This is a genomic window from Dyadobacter sp. CY326 (genome assembly GCF_021390515.1).
Taxonomy (GTDB): Bacteria; Bacteroidota; Bacteroidia; order Cytophagales; family Spirosomataceae; genus Dyadobacter.
The window spans coordinates 305,475-326,608 of the sequence record NZ_JAJUXI010000003.1 but is presented as its reverse complement, the minus strand read 5'-3'; the positions used below and the strand labels follow the sequence as shown (position 1 = coordinate 326,608).

The 21,134-nt window shown below is 44.8% G+C and carries 12 protein-coding genes; 3 read left to right on the top strand and 9 right to left on the bottom strand.

What is annotated here, in order from left to right:
* Nucleotides 1-148: 148 nt before the first annotated feature.
* Nucleotides 149-2,794 (top strand): DNA gyrase subunit A, encoded by a 2,646-nt coding sequence (gyrA, locus tag LZG73_RS05755; protein ID WP_233846811.1) that lies wholly within the window; start codon nucleotides 149-151, stop codon nucleotides 2,792-2,794.
* 73 nt (nucleotides 2,795-2,867) lie between these two features.
* Entirely contained in the window at nucleotides 2,868-4,328 is a 1,461-nt protein-coding gene (locus LZG73_RS05750) for a tetratricopeptide repeat protein (RefSeq protein WP_233846810.1), read from the top strand.
* A gap of 123 nt (nucleotides 4,329-4,451) precedes the next feature.
* Here the strand turns inward: LZG73_RS05750 and LZG73_RS05745 are convergent, their stop codons facing one another.
* Together LZG73_RS05745 and LZG73_RS05740 are read right to left on the bottom strand one after the other, a co-directional pair.
* Nucleotides 4,452-4,901 (bottom strand): hypothetical protein, encoded by a 450-nt coding sequence (locus LZG73_RS05745; protein WP_233846809.1) that lies wholly within the window; start codon nucleotides 4,899-4,901, stop codon nucleotides 4,452-4,454.
* 48 nt (nucleotides 4,902-4,949) lie between these two features.
* Nucleotides 4,950-5,384 carry a glycosyltransferase gene (locus LZG73_RS05740; protein WP_233846808.1) on the bottom strand — a complete coding sequence of 145 codons (435 nt, stop codon included), beginning with the start codon at nucleotides 5,382-5,384 and terminating at the stop codon, nucleotides 4,950-4,952.
* Between the two features lie 461 nt (nucleotides 5,385-5,845).
* On the opposite strand from LZG73_RS05740, the gene LZG73_RS05735 reads away from it, so the two are divergent.
* Nucleotides 5,846-6,775, top strand: a complete 930-nt coding sequence (locus LZG73_RS05735; RefSeq protein WP_233846807.1) for a DKNYY domain-containing protein — start codon at nucleotides 5,846-5,848, stop codon at nucleotides 6,773-6,775.
* A gap of 30 nt (nucleotides 6,776-6,805) precedes the next feature.
* On the opposite strand, the gene LZG73_RS05730 is transcribed toward LZG73_RS05735, so the two are convergent.
* The 7 genes from LZG73_RS05730 to LZG73_RS05700 form a co-directional block, all read right to left on the bottom strand.
* Nucleotides 6,806-7,672: a hydroxypyruvate isomerase family protein gene (locus LZG73_RS05730; RefSeq protein WP_233846806.1), complete on the bottom strand. Its 867-nt coding sequence runs from the start codon at nucleotides 7,670-7,672 to the stop codon at nucleotides 6,806-6,808.
* A gap of 22 nt (nucleotides 7,673-7,694) precedes the next feature.
* Entirely contained in the window at nucleotides 7,695-8,588 is an 894-nt protein-coding gene (locus tag LZG73_RS05725; RefSeq protein WP_233846805.1) for a hydroxypyruvate isomerase family protein, read from the bottom strand.
* Nucleotides 8,589-8,697: 109 nt separating this feature from the next.
* The gene (locus LZG73_RS05720) at nucleotides 8,698-11,394 is read right to left on the bottom strand and encodes a c-type cytochrome (RefSeq protein ID WP_233846803.1); all 2,697 of its coding nucleotides are present in this window, start codon (nucleotides 11,392-11,394) and stop codon (nucleotides 8,698-8,700) included.
* Between the two features lie 487 nt (nucleotides 11,395-11,881).
* The gene (locus tag LZG73_RS05715) at nucleotides 11,882-13,390 is read right to left on the bottom strand and encodes a RagB/SusD family nutrient uptake outer membrane protein (RefSeq protein ID WP_233846801.1); all 1,509 of its coding nucleotides are present in this window, start codon (nucleotides 13,388-13,390) and stop codon (nucleotides 11,882-11,884) included.
* A 38-nt stretch (nucleotides 13,391-13,428) separates the two neighbouring features.
* Nucleotides 13,429-16,620: a SusC/RagA family TonB-linked outer membrane protein gene (locus LZG73_RS05710; RefSeq protein ID WP_409014311.1), complete on the bottom strand. Its 3,192-nt coding sequence runs from the start codon at nucleotides 16,618-16,620 to the stop codon at nucleotides 13,429-13,431.
* 351 nt (nucleotides 16,621-16,971) lie between these two features.
* The gene (locus LZG73_RS05705; protein ID WP_233846799.1) at nucleotides 16,972-18,399 is read right to left on the bottom strand and encodes a DUF1501 domain-containing protein; all 1,428 of its coding nucleotides are present in this window, start codon (nucleotides 18,397-18,399) and stop codon (nucleotides 16,972-16,974) included.
* A gap of 178 nt (nucleotides 18,400-18,577) precedes the next feature.
* Nucleotides 18,578-20,881, bottom strand: coding sequence for a DUF1549 domain-containing protein (locus tag LZG73_RS05700; protein WP_233847542.1), 2,304 nt, complete (start codon nucleotides 20,879-20,881; stop codon nucleotides 18,578-18,580).
* Nucleotides 20,882-21,134: the final 253 nt, after the last annotated feature.

Genomic DNA, 21,134 nt, shown 5'->3' with positions numbered 1-21,134 from the left:
ATAGTCAAATAGCACAAAAGATAGTTTGTTAGAATGCTTAAAAATAGCGAAATTTGACTTTTTAGAATTTATATTATTGTGTTAATTCATTGAGCAGTTGGATATTTTCGCTTGCTCGTTTAAATTTTTGATTCTTTTCTAATTCTTTATGGCAGAATCTTCTGGTGAAAACATTATCCCCATTAACATTGAGGATGAAATGCGTGGAGCATACATCGATTACTCGATGTCAGTCATTATTTCCCGCGCTTTACCCGACGTTCGCGATGGTTTAAAACCGGTTCACAGGCGTGTGTTGTACGGAATGTCGGATTTAGGGGTTAATTACAACCGCTCGCATAAAAAATCAGCTCGTATAGTAGGGGAGGTTTTGGGAAAATATCACCCGCACGGTGACTCTTCGGTTTATAATACAATGGTGCGTATGGCTCAAACATGGTCATTGCGTTATCCGTTGGTTGATGGGCAAGGTAACTTCGGTTCCGTGGATGGTGATAATCCGGCGGCGATGCGTTACACAGAGGCAAGACTGAAAAGACTTGCTGACGAACTATTGAATGACCTTGGAAAAGACACGGTTGATTTCCAGCCAAACTTTGACGATTCACTTTCTGAGCCTTCCGTTCTTCCTGCAAAATTCCCGAACTTACTGGTTAACGGTTCATCCGGGATCGCTGTGGGAATGGCGACCAACATGGCGCCGCATAATCTTTCGGAGGTTGTGGACGGCGTTTTGGCATATATCGATAACAATGAGATCACCATTCCCGAATTGATGGAGCACATTAAGGCGCCGGATTTTCCAACGGGTGGGATCATTTATGGTTATCAAGGTGTAAAATCTGCATTTGAAACCGGTCGCGGAAGCATCATCATGCGTTCAAAAGCGCAGTTTGAAGTTTCGAAAACAGGACGGGAGCAAATCATTATTACGGAGATTCCGTATATGACCAATAAAGCCGCGATGATTGAACGCATCGCTGGCTTGATCAATGATAAGAAACTGGAAGGAATCTCAGATATACGTGATGAGTCTGACCGGGAAGGAATGCGCATTGTTTTTGATTTGAAAAAAGATGCGGTTCCGAACATTGTTTTGAATCACTTGTTTAAATATACGCCGCTTCAATCAAGCTTCGGCGTGAATAATGTTGCGCTTGTAAAAGGACGTCCCGTTACGCTTAATCTCAAAGATCTGATCAAACATTATGTTGATCACCGGATTGTTGTGATTACGCGCCGGACAGAATACGAACTGAGAGAAGCAGAAAAGAGAGCGCATATTTTGCAAGGGTTGCTTATTGCGCTCGATAATCTGGACGCAGTTATCACTTTGATTCGTAATGCACGCGATCCTGAAATTGCGAAAACAGGTTTGATGGAGTCGTTCGAGTTGAGCGAGATCCAGGCCAAGGCAATTCTTGAACTTCGTCTGCAACGCTTGACTGGTCTTGAAAGAGACAAAATTGTCAAAGAATACGAAGAGATCATGATTTTGATCACGGATTTGAAAGACATTCTTGCCAACGAATTCCGGAAATTTGAGATCATTAAAACAGAACTAGGCGAAATCAAAGATCGCTACGGTGACGAACGCCGCACGAAAATTGAGTTTTCAGCCGAAGAGTTCAGCGATGAAGACATGATTCCGGATGACGAAATGTTGATCACGATTTCGAATGAAGGATATATCAAACGAACTCCGCTGGCAGAATACAGGACCCAAACGAGGGGTGGAGTAGGGTCTCGCGGCGTGAAGACGAAGGACACGGATTTCACCGAGCATTTGTTCTCGGCAACTATGCTCAATTATCTGCTGATCTTTACGGAATATGGTAAGCTGTTCTGGATGAAGGTTTACGAAGTGCCGGAGGGAAGCAAGCAGTCGAAAGGCCGTCCAATCCAGAATTTGATCAGTCTTGAAAATGGAGATTCGATTCGTTCAGTGATCAACGTTCGCACATTGTCGGATGCGGATTACATCAATAACAATTATTTGATCATGTGTACGCAGCAGGGAACAATTAAGAAAACCTTGCTCGAAGCATACTCTCGTCCACGGACAAACGGAATCATCGCCATTTCCATCAATGAAGGCGACCGCTTGTTGAATGTTGCGCTAACCAATGGTGACAATGACATCGTTATTGCATCCAGCGCCGGACGTGCAGTTCGGTTTAACGAAAAGGGCGTTCGTCCGATGGGCAGAACAGCTGCAGGTGTGCGTGGGATCAACCTGAACGATCCTGACAATAAGGTGATCGGAATGGTTTGTATCAATCGCGAAGATGCTCAGTTGCTGGTTGTTTCAGAAAATGGTTTCGGAAAACGGTCGGATATCGACAGTTACCGCATCACCAAACGTGGTGGAAAAGGGGTTTCGACCATGAATGCGACGGACAAAGTGGGTAAACTTGTTGCAATTCGCGAAGTGACGGAGCAGGACGATTTGATGATCATTACCAGAAATGGAATTGCAATTCGCATGAGCGTGCTGGATATTCGACTGGCTGGGCGTAACACTCAGGGAGTTAAATTGATACGCTTGAACAACAGCGATGAAATCACTTCGGTAACCCGAATCTTGAAAGATCCTGATGAAAAGGCCGAAGAACTGGATGAAGATGGCAATGTTATCGTGACTGCGCCTGTAATCGACGGAAACTCAGACGTGATCGTAGTGTCGGCCGATGAGCAAATAGAGGAGGCAGATGACGAGGATGATGTTCTTGAAGACGAAGACGATGAAGAGGACGAAGACGAAAATGAGGCTCCTGAGGATGCAGAGGCATGATTTTTGTAAAAATAATGTTAGTTAATTTATATTTAGGAATCGAACAACCAATCACAACCAAAGTTTAATGTTTATGAAAAAACTGTTTTTTGTGTCTGCGCTTAGTCTTTTCAGCATGTCTGCGTTCGCGCAGGATGATGCTGTTAACAAGGCTATGGTGGATCAATTTCGGAAGGATAAAGAAAAAAGTGATAAAGACATGAGCGATCCAAAAGCCAGCGCGAGAGCGTCGTTTTGGATGGAAAGAGCAAAGCTTTATGAAAACATAGCTTTGCAAGGTTCGGCAGTGGATTCCAGCGCAGCCAAATCATCTTTGGAAGCTTATAAAAAGGTTATTGAACTGGACAAAACTAAAAAAGGTGAGCCAGGTAAATCTGCAAAGGAAGCAGAAACTGTGCTTGCAGGCGGTGAAGGAACGCAGCTGTTCAATGCTTTTGTAAAGCAAGGAGCAGAGAAATATCAGGCAAAGAACCTGAATGGTGCACTTGAAATGTTCACTGCGGCTCAGGAAATCAACAAGAAAGACACGTTGGCTTCGCTTTACGGTGGAATCGCAGCGCAACAGCTTGAAAAGAAAGATGTTGCAAGAGATCAGTTTGAGAAATATGCAGCAAATGGCGGAAAAGATCCAAGCGTATTTTACGGACTTGCGCAGTTGTATAAAGAAGAGAAAAACTTCGATAAGGCGATTGAAGCTTTGAACAAAGGGCTAGCTCAATCTCCAAACAATAAGGATTTGAAGGCAGAAGTTGTTAACATTCTGCTTGCATCTGGCAATGAAGGAAAAGCAATCAGCGAATTGGAAGCATTGGCTCAGTCGGACCCAAAGAACATTCAAAACGTGGTTAACCTTGCAATTCTTTATGATAACATGCAACGAACTGCGGCGGACAGCGTAAAGCAATTAAGCGCTAAAATGGGATCTGGAAGCAAAGGTGCTGCCAGCCTTACTAAAAATCTTGAAGCTGAAAAAAGCAAAATTGAAGTTTACGACGGAGAGGTTAAGCGTATCGGTGCATTGATTAAAAAGCAGCCGAAAAACGCAGATTTGAAACGTCAGCTTGCAGATGTGAATGCTAAAAAGAAAGAAACACTTGCAGCAATCACAGCGCTGGAAGGAGAAGTAAAAACTGCACAAGCATCAGCACAAAGCGGTGATGCAGCTGGAAATGACAAGAAACTTGCAGATTTGAAAGCAAAACAAAAAGAAGCAAGTGACAAAGCAATTGCCAGCTATAAAAAAGCTTTGGAAATTGACGGCACAAACTACGATGCCCTTTATAACTTAGGCGTTTTCTATTTCAACGAAGCAGTTCAGTTGAAAGGCGAAGTTGATAACATGAATATGACTGAGTATCAGCAACGAGGCAAAGAAATCGAAGGCCGCGTTTGTGGCAAGTTCAAAAAGGCCAAGCCATATTTCGAAAAAGCCATTCAGGCAAAAGACGAAGCTGAGGCTAAGGAAAACTTGACAACTGTTAACGGAGTTCTCGAACAGTTCGCAGCAAAACAAGTTGCGTGTGTTGAAGAGTAAGAACCAGTGATATTGAATAGAGTGGGAGAGCAGCAACGAAAGTTGCTGCTTTTTTTTGTGCAAAATTAGCTCGACAGGGTTGGGCAGAGGTCTTGGTCAATAAATGGTGAACCTATTAATCAATCAGAATAATAGGTTCACTTTTGCTCCCCAAATTTTCCTCAAAACAAAAAAGAACTTGCTCAGTCCATTCTTTTTCATAATATGCAAAAGCGGATTTCTGTTTTTCCAGATCATTATGCCAAATGGCAAATCAAAAACAGAGCGATTGCGTTTTAAACTCTTTTGATAAAGTGCCTGGATAAATGGCTGAGATTCAGAATTTTTTGATGCGCAAATTTCAAGCCATTTGCTTTCTTTCAAAAGTTTTTCCGAAGCATTGGCTTTCGTTTTTGCTCCGATTTTAGGTGACGCGAGAATGTTGGTGCAATTGTCGTTATGAATGCGATATTGGACAAGGCTTTCATTTACAAAATCAATTGATCCGCTGCAACATGCAATAAAGGCAAGCCACTGGTCATAATGAAAGTCGGGAGGGAAAGGCAGTGCGATTGCTAGCAGCGAGCTTTTCATCAAAATCGTGTGGCCGGAAACACAGTTCAGGAACAGAAAAGCCTCAGGCTACGAGCCTTTGTAAAAGTTGAATTTGTCAGACATTTTGTAATTCATTGATTTTCCGGTGCCATCAATGAAATGTGAATCACAATAAACAAGCATATGGTGTTTCATAGCGCATTGCTGAATTTCCAATTTGTCATGTCTCCAAATATCATCCTGATCGCAGATAGCAATGAATTCGCCTGTGCAAAGTTTAAGTGCCTTCTCAAAATTCTTGTTGTAGCCAAGCCGTTCAGGATTTACGTAAACCTTGACTGATGCATGAGTTTCCGCATAGTCGCGAATAATGTCATGTGTGAGATCCGATGAACAATCATCGACAATGACAATTTCAATGTTTTTGTAAGTTTGGTTGATCACAGAGTTCAGTTGTTCCTTTAAATAGCGCTGCCCATTGTATGTACAAAGCGCGATGGACATCAGTGGTGTTTTGTTCATTACTTCGTAAGATGTACGAAAGCAATTTCACAATCTGATCAGCAACAGTTATAAGCGTTTACCCTCCGGATGGTTTGGGTGAATAAGCGGTTAACCTTCAAAGACGGAAAGACGCTGAAAATCTATTTAACATAATATAAATTATACAACAAACATATCGAAGTTAACACACTGACTATACGCATGAGATTTGAGCATCCCGGACTAAGGCTGGGTTGTGACAGTCTTAGAGAAAGCTAAGCGGCATCTATTGACAATGTATTTGGTTTAGTCTGTTGATTCTCAATGTTTAACTGTGCTAGCTCACGATTGCAAAACTTTTGATCCATTTTTGATCCGGGTGTCGTTTTAAGCATTATAGCACTTCGGATTGCCACTTAAGAACTTTTTTTCCACTCGATAATTGAAATAAACGAGAATCAGCTGAACGCTTAATCTTTGTTTGGAAAAACTGCATTGCGATGGCTGATCACAAACATTTAAAAAGCAAACTGATTATCATGGGGTTACTCGGAATTTTAGCGAACCTGTTTTATTGCGCTGATAACAAATCTGGCTTTAAGCCAGGCGTATTAACTGCTCGGGGTTACTATGTTGAAAACGGGAAAGCATATTTTTACGGCGGATTCAGTAACGCATCGGTTATCGAATTGAAGGAAGCAAATGCTGAGAAGTTCGAGGCATTTGATAAGCGATTTCCAGGGAATGTCAATGCGTCGGAATATGCTGGTGATGACAAAGTGGTCTACTATCTTGGAAGTTTGCTAAAAGATGCAGACTCTGAAACGTTCGAGGTTCTGGATTTCGGGCTCGGTAAAGATGCAAATCATGTTTATTCTCGCCACAATGTGATATCTGATGATGCTGCCCATTTCGTAAAAATAGACGGCGGACTTTTCAAGGATAGTCAGCATGTTTATAGTGGCGATCAAATTGTTTCCGATGATCCGAATAATATTAAATATCTTGGCGAATTCGGGTATATTAAATATTTCTCCGACTCCAAGGGAATCCTTGCCAATAAAATCCGCATTGATTCCGTAGATGTTCAATCATTCAAACCTCTGGAACATGGCTATGCCATTGACCATTCGCAGGTGTTCATCATACAAGACGCTCGTTTGGAAAAAGTTGAAAATGCGCACACACCAAGCTTTGAAGTGATCAGCCGGTTTTACTCAAAAGATGCTTCAAGCGTCTTTTGGCGCGGAGATAAATTACCGGGCGCAAATCCGGCCACCTTTAAGATTATCAGTGAGGAGCATCATTGCAGTTGTGACGACAAAAAAGTTTACCATCAGAATAAGGTCGTTCCCAATGCTGACCCGGCTAAATTTCCAGTTGGAAAGAAATTTAAATATTGTAATGACAGCGAGATCGTTTTTGAATAATAAATCGAAAACAATCTCGCTGTCAACTAGTTAAGCAATGTCGCAGATCTCAACACATTGTTTCAGAGAAGCGAGCGGCTCTCTTTTTGGAATGAATTCCTGCGCGACATAGCCTTTAAATCCTGTGTCGGCAATCGCTTTCATGATTGCAGGATAATAGAGCTCCTGCCCTTCATCGATTTCGTTTCTTCCCGGCACTCCCCCAGTGTGATAATGCCCAATGTATTTGTGATATTTTTTGATCGTTGCGATCACATCTCCTTCCATAATGGACATATGATAAATGTCATACAGCAGTTTAAAGTGCTCTGAATCAACCATTTCACAAAGTCCTGCACCCCAAGCGGTGTGGTCACACATGTAATCTTTGTGATTCACCTTGCTGTTAAGCAATTCCATGATCATAGTAATGCCGTATTTTTCGGCAGACGGCATCAATCTTCGAAGTCCGATTGCGCTGTTACGCATGCCGTCAATGTCGGACATGCCTTTGCGGTTGCCGGAAAAACAGATTACAGTTGTATAACCTGCTTCTTTCAGTTTTGGAAAAATATCTTCGTAACTTTTGACAAGTTCGTCGTGCAAGGCAGGATCATTGAAGCCTTTCTCAATTCCCATTCCGGCGCCATTGGGCAGCGCACAGGTGAGTCCGTATTTTTTCAAAACCGGCCATTCTTCCGGGCCGAGCAGTTCGACAGAAGTTATTCCTATTTTTTTACACTCCTGCGCAAATGTCTCTAAGGGAATGTCGCGGTAACACCATTTACAAACCGAATGTTTGATCTTCCCATTGAGCTTAGCACCCAAAACTTTTTCATTGGCAGCGAAAACCTCCGATAGTGAGAGCACTCCGGTGCCTGCTGCGAGGCTTTTTAATACAGATCTTCTAGTGGACATAATGAATAATGTTCTAATGTTATCAGGCTATGTCGCAAATGGTAACTCCTTGTTTCAGAGAAGCAATGTCGTCTTTTCTGCTGGGAATGAACTCCTGGCCGACGAAACCTTTGTAACCCGTTTCAATGATCGCTTTCATAATGGACGGATAATATAATTCCTGCGTTTCATCAATTTCGTTTCTCCCCGGAACGCCTCCTGTATGATAATGCGCGATATATTTGTGATATTTCTTAATGGTCGCAATTACGTCACCTTCCTGGATCTGCATGTGATAAATATCGTATAGCAGCTTGAATTTTTCAGAGCCGACCATCTCGCAAAGGGCTGCCCCCCACTCTGTTCTGTCACATTGATAATCCCGATGGTTCACTTTGCTATTCAGCAATTCCATGACCAAAGTCACATTGTGTTTCTCAGCAATTGGCATTAATCGTTTCAAACCCACTGCGCAATTCCGCAGACCGTCCGTGTCTGACATGCCGCGTCTATTGCCCGAAAAACAGATAATTTTGTCAAATCCTGCCTCCCTCACTTTCGGAATTACATCTTCAAAACCTTTCACCAGCTCATCGTGGTTTGCAGGATCATTGAAACCTTTCTCGATATTTCTGGTCAATCCTTCGCCCCATGGCAGTGCGCACGTAAGTCCATACTTTTTAATGACAGGCCATTCGGCTTGTCCAAGCAATTCAATGGATGTCATACCCAGCTTCTTGACTTCCTGAGCGAAAGTATCCAATGGAATTTTACCATAACACCATTTACAAACCGAGTGATTGATTTTCCCGTTAAGTGCGGGTCCCAATGCCTTTTCCGTTGCTGCAAATGCGCTGGTGAGTGTGGCAGGCAACGTTAGTAATCCGGCGCTGGCGGCCATGTTTTTCAAAGCAGAACGTCTCTCTATACGTTTCATTTTTATGCTGGAATTGATACTTTGTGTCAAAAAATGAGTGGTGCAGGTTAGCAACCCGCACCACTCTATTAAGCTTAATAAATAATAATCTACTCAACGCGAGGTTGATCTATTTGCCTCCTTTCGGTGCCGAAGCATCTGAATAAATCGGGTTGTTTTTATTTCCGCCCGACATCAGATAAGCCACGAGATCTCTCAGTTCATTCGGATTTAGTCCATTAATCAAACCTGGGAGCATCACAGAAACCGTCGAAAGTTTTGTTGAAGCAACTTCTTTCTTGCTCAATTTTCGAACTGTTTTCGAGTCAAATGGATTTTGGGCAATGTAATAGAAATTTGCATCTTCATTGATCTGGCGACCGACAATGGATTCTCCGCTTTTCATTGTGTAGGCAATTGATCCGAATTGGTCAGAAATTGTTTTGTTAGGATCAATGATTGATTCCAGCATATCCTTCACGGAGAAACGAGTGCCCAGTTGTGTCAAGTCCGGGCCAACGTCCGAGCCTTCACCTTGGATAACATGGCAGCGATTACAAAGCACAGCGGAGAAAATCATCTTTCCATTGTCGAAATCGCGGTGCGCAAGGCTGTCCTGAACCAATGCAACGGCTTCGTCCACTTTCCAGCCACGTCCGGGTCCTTTTGGAGAATACATTTTCACCAGGTCATTTCCACTTCCGGTAAGTAACTCAGCACCAGACAGTTTATTATAATAAGCAACTTTGTCTTGCGGCACATTTTTCAATGCCAGTTGGCGCGCTTTGTCAATAAAACCAATGTAGCTGCGTCCGCCCTGGTAACTGAATGCTTTATGGAACCATTTGAAATATTGCTCGCTCAACTGAGGCGTCCAGCCCGTTTTCGCGCTGCTCAGCATAATGGCGTAGAATGTCTGCTGCTGTGGCGGCATTTTTTCCAATAATCCAGCCAGATCCAGACCATACTGCGGATTCCTCAGAATAAGATCGGCAGAAGCGGTCACCATTTCATTGTCTTTATCGTCGAATTTCTCATTCTTTTCGATTAAGGCAAGCGTTTTCTCAACGGCTTTTGGTGCTTCAAGCGTAATCAGAATCTTACTCAGAAAACGATTTTGCAATGCGCTTGGAGAAGGATATTTTGGATTAAGATACGCAATAACGGCTTGTTTTGTGGCCGCATCCGGCTGACCTGTGCGATACAGCGTAACTTCCACAGCACGTAACAATGCTTGTTTTTGCAGATCATTCAATTTTGCATAATCGATCTTGGTAAGTCCGTTCAAGATAGGCCCTCCTACTTTCGTCGAATCTCCTTCTCGCGCCAAAGCAATGGACGCATAAATCAATGTCTGCGGGTCTTTCTCAGCGTAAACTTTGTTTTCCCACTCAGCAACCGGTTGATGCTCAATGGCTAAGCGAGCTGCAAAGCGCAAGAAACGGTCCGGGCTTTTCAGATATGGCCAAGAAGTTTCCACTGCTTTTGGATCCTTCACTGCGTGGAATTTTTCCAGATCTGTGCGTTGCTTATGTTCCGCCGTAAGCGTCGGTTTTACCGTGTTAGCGCCTGCCGGAATGTTTTTATAATCGCCATAATACACGCGATAAAGGTCAGATTCCAGACGACGACCGCCTGTCAGGAAATACAAAGCGCCATCCGGGCCAATTGCTCCATCAGTCAAAGGAAGCGGTGCTCCTGAGAGGAATTCTTCATGATCAGCCGAGTAAGTAGAGCCGTTTGGCTTTAAATGCAAACCGTGGACGATCCCGAAACTCCAGTCAAATGCCAGCAGCGTGTTTTTGTATTTTGCGGGAAATCTTGCGTCACTCAGGTAAATAAGGTTGGTAGGCGATCCCTGCCCAATGTTCATGATTGGTGAAAGGAAATCAGCAAATGCTGGTGAAGTGTTGGCCGAGCCGGTTCTCCATCCGTAGTCGCCACCGCTTGTTGCGTGACAAACGCGGGTTGGACGATACCAGGGCGTGCCGAAATCCCATTCCATATCCGAGTCATAAATGAAAAGGTCTCCCGCCTCGTTGAATGCAATGTCATAAGAGTTACGATATCCTGCGCTTACAAGCTCCCATGATTTTCCGTCAGGATCTGTTTTTGCGATCCAGCCGCCCGGCGCATGTCTGTCCGCAGCGTGTCCGCGTGGATCTTTGATAAAGGGGAAAAGATTGTCGTTTTTCCAATTGGGCATCAGGCGATAACTGTCCATTTTGGGCAGATCGGTGAAGTTACCCGCCACGACATAAAGCGATTTTTTATCTGGCGAAAGTACAATGCTGTGCGGACCATGCTCGCCTTCACCTTTCAGTGGTTTGATCAATGTAATCTTGTCATATTGATCGTTTCCGTCGGTGTCTTGCAACCTGTAAAAACCGCTTCCTTTTGGGAATTTCGCACTTTCGCGGTTGTTGATCATGACGTAAAGGCTGTTGAATGCATAAAGCAGACCATGCGCATAACCCATCGCAACTTTCGCCGTGTCGCCTTCCACTTTCAGCGCTTCCACCTTAGGCTTTTCTGTCGAGCCGATCGGCGGCAGCACAAGGCGGAACAAGCCGCCATATTGATCAGAAGTGATCATCCTTCCTTTGTCATCGAAGGTCATCGAAACCCATGAGCCATTCTGTTCTTCGGAAGGACTATATAAATGCTCAGCTTTAAAGCCTTCCGGCAGTTTGAGTTTGTCAACCTTTGAACCGGGCGGACGGTGTTTTGCAGTTCGGTTACTGAGCATAACTCCGCAGAAAACGCCCACTGCAAGCAGCACAGCGAGTGTCATGGGAAGTTTAGACCATTGTTTTTTAGTGTACATTTTACAGCTAAGGATTAAGTAATAAAGAAAAAAGCATTAGTTCAAGGCGAAAGATAAACCGTAACATTCTTAAATAAAGCAAACTAAAACTTTAAATAATCTGATACATACAATATTAAGACGAAACGCCTTTTCGACTATCCTGTTGTGTCGGGGAAAGTGAATGTTGAATGAGCGGGAGCTGATGCGTTGAATTTTGAATGAGTGAATGAGTGAATGAGTGAATGAGCGGGCGCCGCTGCGCTGAATGATTGAATAAGTGAATTTTGAATGAGTGAATGAGTGAATGAGTGATTGAGTGATTGAGTGAATTAGTGAATGAGTGAATGATTGAATGAACGAATGGGTGCGGCTGCGCTGGTGAATTTTTATAAAAAAGAAAATGAGTGAATGATGAAATCATTGAACCGTGATTCAAATATTCAGTCATTCACTCATTCACTCATTCACTCATTCAAAATTAGACTCTATTCAATCATTCAAAATTCTAAAAATGCGGCGTCAATGCGGATTCTACTGCTGGGAGGCCGTAATAGTCGTCGAGGACGGTGAATGCGTTGGGTGGAGGAACTGCGCCTTTTGGGAAGTAATAAGCTTGTGGATTGGCTTTTACTTTTGCTCCGTATGCGCCGATGATTTCCTTCACGCGGCCTGTTCTTGTCAAATCAAACCAGCGTTTGTTTTCAAATGCAAGCTCTACACGTCTTTCTTTAAAGATTGCTTCACGCATGGTCGCCTGGCTGGTCGCTTTGGTTGCAGCCAGTCCTGCGCGGGTGCGAACCTGGTTCAGGTAAGTTGCGGCTTCTGCTGGTTTTCCTTGCTCGTTAAGCGCTTCTGCCATGAACAGCAACACTTCCGCATAACGATACACCGGCCAGTTTTGACCTGTATTTTGAAACAGCGCATGCGGTCTAGCATATTTTTTAATGTATGGGTAAACCTTATTTTCGGCCAGACTTCCGCTCAATGTCACGTAGCCAATGGAAATGTCCTTGCGCTTGTCGCCTGTCTCATACGCCGCGATCAAGTCGGGAGTCGGAATGTTGTTACTTTCCTGAGAAGTCGGTTGTGGATTGGAAGTGCCTGTTAGCGGGGCGATTTCAGCCGCAGAGATTGGTGACGGAATGAAACGATAAATTTGGTTTCCATTGTAACCTGCCGATCCTTCCATATACTGGATCTCAAAAACCGATTCAGCATTGTTCTTGTTTGCCGTAGTCGTTGAGAACGCATTGTTATAATCCGGCATCAGCGTATAACCGTCATTAGTGATCACTTCTTTCGCCAATTTCTCAACCTGCGCCCACTTTTTCTGCGTTAGATAAAGGTTAGCAAGCACAGTTTTAGCTGCTCCTGATGTAGCACGACCCGCTTCCTGTTTCGCTTTGTTCGGCAACAAAGCCGCTGCTTCGGTCGCATCTTTTTCTATTTGCGCATAAAGTTCTTCGGTGGTGGCCAATGGCAATGCGGCATCCTCGCGACCGACAACAGGAATAAGGTGCAAAGGCACTTTTCCAAACAACCGAACCAAATCGAAGTATGAAAATGCCCTCAAAAACAATGCTTGCCCTTTCAGGTTATTTTTCGACGCTTCGGGGAAATCCACGCCATCAATCAGTGCCAAGATCTGGTTCACTCTTGCAATAATCTGGTAATTAAGACGATATTGAACTAAAACGTTGTCATTGGCCGTAACTCCGCCCGACGTGGGCACGGCAAAGTCTGCAACGTTTTCCGTTGGATCGACCGCTCCGTATAGCGTGTTCCGCGCATAATAAGTGTTATCGGAATGCATTTCTTCCAAAACCCAGGCGCGTTCATTGAACATTTGGCGAAGCGGCACATAAGCACCGTTAACCGCTTGTTGAAAATCTGCTTCTGTAACAAAGAATGTGGCTGAGCTCAATGCAGTTTCAGGCACGACGGTCAGGAATTCTTCCGCACAACCCGTAAGCGTGAGTGCCAGGAGCCAGGTTGCTATATATCTTTTTTTCATCGTTTAATCTTTTAATAATGAATGGAATGAAGGCTGGCTTAGAAGTTGAGGTTAACACCCAAAGTCCAAGTACGTGGAACCGGATAGCTTGAAAAGTCAACACCCTGGCTCAGGTTACCACCATCGCCGTTTCCGTCGCCCTGTGCGCTGGTCTCAGGATTTGGTCCACCCCAATATTTGGTAAAGACATAAACCTGCTGAACTGATCCGTAGACACGGGCAGATTTGAAGAATTTATTTACTTTACCAATGTTGTAGCCAATTGTAATGTTCTTGATCGTGAAGTAAGATGCATCAGCAACGAAGTGCGAGCTGTTCCAGTCACGTTCAATTCCCGTGAAGTTTCCGCCATTGTTGGTTGCTCCATACATGCCGCTACCAGTCGAAATAACTTCTGTTGCAACGCCGGCTGCATTGTTTTTAACGCGGAAGCGGTCCTTAACACCGGCCACCATGTTGAACACACCGTCGAGGTTGGCTGTGCTGTAAAGGTGACGAACCCAAAGTTGATTTCCCTGTGAACCCGAACCCACGATAGAGAAATCCCAGTTTCCGTATGACAAATCGTTCACGATTCCGTAAGTGAAATCAGGGAACGGATTACCGATAATGGTCCGGTCATCAGCGTCACCGCCATATGTAATTTGACCGTCACCATTCACATCCTTCAACTTAATTGTACCAATCGCTGATCGCCCAGGGACTTTTGGAGAGTTGGCCAAATCTTCCGCATTCATATAAAATCCGTCCTTAACCATTCCATAAAACTGTCCGAAAGGCTGACCAACTTGGGTGATGTGGAAACTTCCATATACGCGGTCAATGCCCGGAGCGAGTTCCAGCACTTTGTTTCTGTTGAAAGAAATGTTGGCGCTGGTTGTCCATTTCAGTTTGCCTTGCAAGTTTCTTGTTGTCAAAGAAAACTCGTGTCCCCAGAATTTGATTTCACCAATGTTGTCATTGTAATTGGTAAAACCTGCTTCTTGCGGAATTTGAACTGCGTACAACAAATTGGTCGTTCTCTTGGTATAAAAGTCATAAATAAACTGGATACGGTCGTTGAACAAGCCCAGGTCCAGACCAAGGTCAAACTGTTTGGTAGTTTCCCAACCCAGGTTGCGGTTAGCCAAAGAAGTTACCACGGCGCCAGTTGCCACAGTGTTTCCAAATACGGCATTGGTTGTGTTGTTCACAAGCGCATACTGCGTGTAATTACCAATGTTGTTATTTCCAATTACACCAAAGCTTCCCCGAATTTTTGCAAATGAAACCTGATTGACATTTTTAAGAAACTCTTCGTCGGATACAACCCAGCCTGCGGAAGCTGATGGGAAAGAACCCCAAAGGTTGTCAGATCCAAAACGGGAGGAACCGTCTGCGCGAATTGCCGCTGTAAACAGATATTTGCCCTTGTAATTATATGACAAGCGAGACAAATAAGATCTTAACGACCACTCATTCGAGCCGGTTAATGTGCCACCGCGGTTAATGTTAAGTGCTCCCTGAATTGTTGGAAGTCTGTCATCGGCATAAGTGTCAGCCTGGATGCGGGTGAAATCCTGACGATAACGCTGTTGCGTAAACCCAGCCAACAGTTCGAAATTGTGATCGCCGAAACTGCGGTTGTAAACAGCCGTGTTCTCGTTTAGCCAGCCCACGTTTTCCAGGCTTTGGCGAATTGAAACCGCCGTTGTCGGGATTGGGACATTGATAGCACTAGTCGCTGTGGATGGATTGAAGAAGAAAAACTTGTTGTTTTCGTATTCAATGTTCAGCGTTGCTCTCAGTTTAAGGCCTTTGATCGGGCTGTAAACCAGATAAGTGTTGCCCAGCAGCTTTGTGTTTTTGTTTTCGTTGGTCAATTCTTCCGCAGCGCGCACCCAGTTTGGATAGTTAAAAATGTTTCCTGTGCTGCTTGGGAATGTGTTAACCTTGGTCAGCTCGCCATTTTCATCGCGGATTGGCATAACCGGCCATGTATGCAATGCGTTGAAAAGGATACCCGTTCCGCGGTCACCATCTGTCCGTGGCGTGTTATCAAAAATATACTGCGGAGCAATGTTGAAACCAATCTGAATTTTGTCAGAAACATCATATTCCGAGTTCATCCGCAGTGAATAACGTTTGTAATCATTGTTCACTACAACGCCTTTTTGATTAAAAATCCCCGCCACAAGCGACGTTTTAAGTCTGTCCTTATTTGAAGTTATGGTCAGGTTGTAGCTTTGAATCGGCGCCGAACGAAGAACGGCATCATACCAGTCGTTATTCTTATTTGCATAACTCGCTGGATTCTCGAATTCTTTTGGAACAGCAATGTTCTGATCCTCATAAAACTCCTTTTTAAACTGTGCGAACTCCTGCGCATTCAGCATTTTTACGCGGCCTCTTTCAGGAACGTTTTGAATGCCGTAATAGGCTGTAAGTCCAACATTCGTTTCGCCTGGTTTGCCTCGTTTTGTCGTGATGAGCACAACGCCGTTTGCAGCGCGTGAACCGTAAAGTGAAGTTGAGGCAGCATCTTTTAGGACGGAGATGTCTTCTATTTCATCCGGGTTCAATGCACCAATGTTGCCTGTAATGGGAAAACCGTCGATTACATACAATGGATCACTCCCTGCTGTTACAGAAACCTGTCCGCGAACACGAACAGTCATTCCCTGACCGGGCTTTCCAGTTGTCTGGTTGATCTGCACACCCGCAAGACGTCCCTGCAATTTCTGTGTCACCTGCGAAACAGGCACGTCTTTCAGTTCGGCGGCGCTTACGGTTTGAACTGCACCCGTAATTTCTCTTTTGAGCTGGCTGCCGTATCCAACCACAACGACTTCTGTCAATGCTTTCGAATCGGTTGCGAGTTTGACGTCAATGGTAGCGCCGCTTCCGATGGGGACTTCCTGTGACAAAAAACCTACGGATGAGAAGATCAATGTTCCGCCTGCGTCCGGGACGTTAATTGTGTAAGCGCCTTCCGAGTCGGTGACAGTTCCTGTTGTGGAGCCTTTTAGAACTATGCTTACGCCCGGCACTTTTTCGCCTGATTCGTCGGACACTTTACCTTTGATGGTTCGGTCCACGAAAACAGCTTTTTCGAAATTTGGCCTTGGCATTAAATGTGGAGCGGCAATGGCAGACATTCCGCAAGCAGTGCCAATGAGCACCTGGCCCACAGACTGCTTTATTATGGAATTCAACCGTGCGCAATAGGATGCTTGTCGAGATTGATTCATAGGATTGATTTTTTCGATTTTAGTAATGAGCGGGGAACTTGGTGTAGGTGATTTGCATGGTTAACAGCTCCGTTTTCGGTGTCTTGTTTTCATAAGGATTAGGATTTGATGTTCAATTGTTAAGTGTTGTAAGAAAAGGTTTGGGAATAGAAAGAAATCAAGTTCTGTATTTGTATATGACAAAATTTAATTCTTAAAGTAATATTCTGCAATACTAGAATGATTGTAACGCCCGACTATCCTGCTCTGTCTGGTTTTAATAAATATTTAATTAGCATGAGTTTATTGGATATAAACCATAAAAAAATCGCCCGACAGATCCTGTCGGGCGATTTTGACTATGCTTAACAATTATGACAATAACTCCATCACTGCTTTTCCTTTGCCATCGGGCGTCGTGTAAAACGGCCGTTTTTCAACTTCATATTGCGTGTCTTCGGCAATGCCTAATGCGTGGTAAATGGTCTGGTGAATGCCATCGATCTTAACCGGATTTTCAATGGTTTTGCATGGGCGTTCGTCTGCCGTTTTTCCGTAAACAAATCCTTTTTTGATCCCGCCGCCAAACATTAACATCGAACACCCATCCGTAAAATGCCGATGCATTCCGTAGAATTTTAGGTCTGAAAGAATGTCGGGCTGCTGCACCTGTTCCAGCACTTTCGCGTCCGGGCGGCCTTCGACCATCATATCGCGGCTAAACTCGCTGGCGAGCACGACCATTGTGCGGTCAAGCAGGCCTTGCTTGTCAAGGTCTTTGATCAATTGTGCAATTGGACCATCAATTTGTTTTTTCATTTCTTCGAGCCTTGTATGCCCGTTTTCGTGTGTGTCCCAACCTTTAAATGGTTCATATTCAGTGGTTACGCTGATGAACCTTGCTCCCTGCTCGGTGAGACGCCGGGCGAGTAAGCAGCCGAGGCCAAACTTGCCTGTATTGTAAATGTTATAACTCTCCTTTGGCTCTGTGCTCAGGTCAAATGCTTTGGATTCGGGTGAATTGAGGAGCGCATATGCCTGCTCCATGGAGCGTTTCAGCGATTCGCGCTGGTAATCACTCCCAAATTCGCCCACCGGACTGTTGTTGATCAGTTCATTGTAAAGCTGGTTCCTTCGCTCAAAACGTTTGGCGTCCATGCCCACTGGCGGGCGCACGCTGTCCAGTCCCTGGCTTGGATCAGGAATGAAGAATGGCCCGAACTCGTTGCCGAGAAAACCCGCAGTGTGAAACGCCTTCAATTCTTCGGCTTCGCCCACAGTAAACCGCTGCCCGATGTCCACGAATGCGGGGATAACCGGATTCTTTGGTCCAAGTTCTTTGGCGATCCATGATCCCATGTGCGGGGCGGCAACCGTCTGCGGCGGCTCATAGCAAGTGTGCCAATGATACTGATGCCGCGAATGCAAAATGTGGCCCATATCCGCGGCGACATATGAGCGAATCAGCGTGCCTTTGTCCATCACTTTTCCAATCGATTGCAAGCCGTCGGAAAAATGGATTCCGTCCAAAGCCGTTGGAATGGATTTGAATGTGCTCAGGACGCGGTTGCCTTCCATGTCTTTTTCAAACGGCGTGTAAAGCTTCGGATCGAATGTTTCCGTATGTGCCATGCCGCCAGCCATCCATAGCAAAATGACCGTATCGGCCGACGAATCTCGGCCTGATTTTCCTTTACAAGATGACAAAATGCTCGATATGGGAGCTCCCGCAGCCAATGCAGCCATCGTCGCTGCACTGGCTCTTTGCAAGAATTCTCTCCTATTCCATGAATTGTTCATGATTTCAATCAATGTTAACGGGTTAATCGACAAATATTTACGGTTGTGTCATTATTAAAAGTTTAATACTTTTTAAATGTAAGTAACGTATTTGTCTTTTAATATTTTTATACTTCTTATATTTATCAACTTAATATTCTGTTTATTACTTTTTAAAAATATCGTTCTAATGCTCCATTTAATATATTAACTGGAATTCGGGAACAAGTGCAATGGCCCACACCAGATCCTGAATGCTCTCTTCATTAGGCGTTGGACCCAGGATTCGCTTGGCTGCTTCAAGCTCTTTTTCCAATGGTGTTCTTCCCAATGCGTTTTGGTAAAGTGCCGTTACAAGCGAATCGGAAGTTGGATATTTTGCCTTCCAGATTTTTGAACCTTCCTTTAATGTTGTCGTGAACTTGCTGCCGTTTGTCAGTTCGAGTGCTTGCAGCAAATTGGCTTGCGAAGTCCGCGAAGTGCTCACCGTCTCACGATTTGGTCGGCCGAGTGAAGTCTGGAATGGATCGTTTTTTACAAATGCCGCTCGCGGAAATGGCAAGCGCGATTTAATGTCGCCGGGAAGCAGTTTGTAAACCACAGCGGAGTCAGCATACATGGGATTGAATGCGGTGCTGATCGCGTCTGTGAATTGCTCGGCTGTCAGTCTTCTTCTCACCATTCCCGTAAACTTATAATTGTTCGCCATAATGTCGCTGGCTTCTTTTACAGAAGACGACGGAAGCTGATAAGTTCTAGAAGTCACGATTGTGAAAATCAGTTTTTTCATATCATAACCATTGGCAACAAAATCCGAAGCAAGCCAGTCGAGCAGGTCTTCGCTCCAAGGCATGCTGTCCATCATATCCACCGGCTCCACAATGCCGCGACCCATAAGCTGCGCCCACACGCGGTTGACGGCAGTTCGGTAAAGTCGCCCGTCTTTGGGTTGAACCAGGAAGTCGGCAAGTTCGCGAAGTCTTTTTTCGGTGCTCGCAGTTACGCTGATTTCACCAAGCTCTGGAAACAGCATTTTCGTTCCAGCAATTTTGCCAGTCGGTTTGTCGCAGCGGTTAATTTCCAAAAGTGTGTCTGCAAAAATATTGGCGAATGCGTAAGAGTCGGCCAGTTTCCAATCGCTGATAAAGCTGTCATGGCACGAGGCACATTTCAGGTTGAGGCCGAGAAAAATCTGGGACACATTTTGAGCAGCCTGCATTTCGGTGCGCTGACTCGAATTGATCGTTCCCCGCCATTTGATCCCTTTAATAAAACCTTCGGAGCCTTTCTTGGGACTGATCAGCTCTTTGACAAACCAATTGTAAGGTTTATTTTCTTCCAAAGACGTGTAAAGCCATTTGGTAATGTCAAAACGCCCACCCGTGATGTAACCCGTTCCGGTATAATCATTGCGAAGCGCATCATTCCAAAACGACATCCAATGTTGCGCATAATCATCATTTCTGCTCAACAGTTCTTTTGCGAGCAATGCGCGCTTGTCTGGCCTTTCATCTGCAACAAAAGCTTCGACTTTCTCGGGAGGCGGCAACAAGCCGATAATGTCCAGATAAACGCGGCGAATGTAAATGCGGTCGTTGATTGCGGGCTTCCAGCTGATTTTGTTTTTTTGAAAATATGCATTTACCAGCCGGTCAACAGGCTGCACAATGTCACCGCTTGCCGGCGGCAGAGCGGGCGTTCTTGGTTCCAATGCGGCCACGCGGTAAATGCTTTTTTGCTTACCATCTGGCCAGAGCGCACCTTTTTCGATCCAGTATTTCAAAACTTTCACTTCTCGTTCAGTCAGGCGTTTGCCTTTGGTTGGCATGGCCTCCTTGTCACCTTTTGGCAATGTGATGCGCCGGATGATCTCGCTTTTGTCCGGATGATTGGGAACAACAACGACGCCATCTTCGCCGCCTTTCATGATGGCTTCCTTGCTGTCGAGCCGCAAATCGCCTTTCATTTTGGCTTCTCCGTGGCAGCTGTAACAGTTATGCGCCAAAATAGTGCGCACTTCCACATTGAGATCCTGAACTTGCTGCGGATTCAATGCGCCATTATTGGTAAAAACAAAATCTGCCGGATCTTCATTGGATTCTTCCTGCTCAGGTTCGACAGAAGATGGCATTACGCTCGTGAGATAATCGTCGCCGTGTGTGATCATGGCGCCGTAATGTCCCGCGAAAGAAACGCCGAAGACGGTTACAAATAAAAGGGAACGGTAAATCGTCCTGTTGGCGTTGCGGAGTGATATGGTTGCCAGAATCGCCAGGCCCAATGTGATGAACCCGGCCCAGCGGTGAATTTCGAATGTCGATCCTTCGGACTGTTCTGCATCTGACAGCAATAAGCCGAAGATCACTGAAAATGTAGCGCTTGCCACGCCAATCCAGGTTAGAATGTTGACGGCGTCACGCAGTCCGGTCGACTTGCGTTTCCAGTCGATGAGTTCAAGAATAAGGGCGACCAGCAGCAGTCCAATTGGAAAATGGACCATCATGGGATGCAATCGACCTAAAAATTGCCAAAGCCAAAAAGTTTCGGTTGCTTCAAGTAACACAATGTAGCGGGTTAAGTGGGTTAGGAACCTGGTGCGAGCCAGCAAGCTGATACAATACTAGAACGAATGCGCGGCCCGACTATCCTGTTCTGTCTTGCTTAATATATTTAATTACCGTGACTTTTTAGAAAAATTCCAATAAAATTTGCCGAAATCATAACTCATAACGTGGTTATCAGAGATTAGGTGATAA